At 70.8% G+C, this 1,619-nt stretch carries 2 protein-coding genes; both read left to right on the top strand.

Annotated elements, in window-relative coordinates:
• Window positions 1-129: 129 nt before the first annotated feature.
• The gene (locus tag ACFU99_RS43030; protein ID WP_384404072.1) at window positions 130-1,170 is read left to right on the top strand and encodes a rod shape-determining protein; all 1,041 of its coding nucleotides are present in this window, start codon (window positions 130-132) and stop codon (window positions 1,168-1,170) included.
• An 86-nt stretch (window positions 1,171-1,256) separates the two neighbouring features.
• Window positions 1,257-1,619: tellurite resistance TerB family protein (locus ACFU99_RS43025; RefSeq protein WP_384404069.1), on the top strand; the 363-nt coding region annotated here is incomplete at its 3' end.

The raw sequence follows: 1,619 nt of genomic DNA, 5'->3' as shown, positions 1-1,619 counted from the left end.
CCGGGCCGTCGCCGCGCCCGTCCCCTTCTCCCGGCCCTTTCCGCCATCGCCTGACGAGGCGTCACCGCCCCTCCCCCGTACGGCGCATCCCGACATGCGGCCGGTCGCGGGCGAACGGACGATGAGGCCATGACTCTCAGCCTCGAACAGTTGCGCCGCTGCCATGTAGCCGTCGATCTCGGGGCGTCCCGCACCCGCGTCTACCTCAAGCACCAGGGCCTGATCGTGGACGAGCCGAGCGTGGCGTCCGTGAACACGCACACCGGCGCCCTGATCGCCGTGGGCACCCTCGCCGAACGGATGGCGGGCCGCACCCCCGAGCACATCCGCGTGGTGCGCCCGGTCTCCGGCGGCACCGTCGTCGACATCGACATGGCCCAGCGCATGCTGCGCTTCCTCATCGGCGACAAGGTCCGCAGGGCGTGGCGGCGCAAGCCGTCGCTGCGGGCGGCGGTCTGCGTCCCGCACGAGGCGGAGCCGCTGGCGCAGCGCGCGGCCGTCGAGACGATGACGGGCCTCGGGGCGCGCCGCGTCGAGCTGGTCGACACGCTGATCGCGGCGGCGGTCGGCTGCGGGCTGCCCGTGGAGCAGGCCGAGGCCACGATGATCGTGGTGTGCGGGGCGGCCACCACCCAGGTCGCCGTGCTCTCGCTGGGCGCGATCGTGGCGGCGGAGAAGGTGCCGCTGGGCGGGGACGCGATCGACCACGCGGTGGTGCAGCACCTGCGCAACGCCCACGAACTGGTGCTGCCGAGCCAAGGGTTGCGCCCTTTGCACCAGGCGCTCGGCGGGAGCGGCCCGGACGGCTGGGAGGGCTGGGCGGGCACCGAGGTGCACGGCCGGGACGTCTCGACCGGATGCGCCCGTTCCGTACGCGTCGACAGCCGGGAGGTGCGGGAGGCCATCCATACGCCGCTGACGGCCGTACTCGACTCCATCGGGCGGGTGCTGCGGCTCTGCCCGCCCGATCTGGTGGCGGACCTCGGGGACCGGGGCGTCATGCTGGCCGGCGGCAGCGCGCGGCTGCCGGGGCTGGACAAGATGCTCAGGGCGGCGACGGGCATGCCGGTGCACGTCGCCCGGAACGCGGACGTGTGCGCGGTCGAGGGGCTCGGTTCGATGCTGGAGGGCCGGATCAAACCGCTGGCGCTGGATCCGATCACCACCTGAGGAGCACTTCAGGGTTCTTGGGAACTTCTTTACCCCTGCCGCAGTTCTGCCTGTGCACCCCTATTTGTTTGAGGAGAGAGACGCACATGGCGCTGTGGGACAAGCTCAAGGATTCCGCGACCTCTATGCAGGGCCAGCTGGTGGCGAAGAAGAACGACCTCAAGAGTGGGGCGTTCCGTGACGCGAGCATGGCCATGTGTGCGCTGGTGGCGGCTGCCGACGGGTCCATCGACGCCTCGGAGCGGCAGCGCGTCGCCTCGCTGATCGGCACCAACGAGGTGCTCCAGAACTTCCCCGCCGACGACCTCCAGGCGCGCTTCAACGACTACTGCCAGAAGCTGACCGCCGACTTCGACTTCGGCAAGGTCAGCGTGATGCAGACGATCGGCAAGGTCCAGAAGAAGCCGACCGAGGCGCGGGCTGTCATCCAGATCGGCATCGTGATCGGC

The organism is Streptomyces sp. NPDC057654, assembly GCF_042800135.1.
Taxonomy (GTDB): domain Bacteria; phylum Actinomycetota; class Actinomycetes; order Streptomycetales; family Streptomycetaceae; genus Streptomyces.
This window is presented reverse-complemented; position numbering and strand designations above follow the sequence as displayed.

What these genes read in the sequence shown, in the direction of transcription:
- ACFU99_RS43030 (WP_384404072.1), top strand. Translation starts at nt 130, where the DNA reads ATGACTCTCAGCCTCGAACAGTTGCGCCGCTGCCATGTAGCCGTCGAT.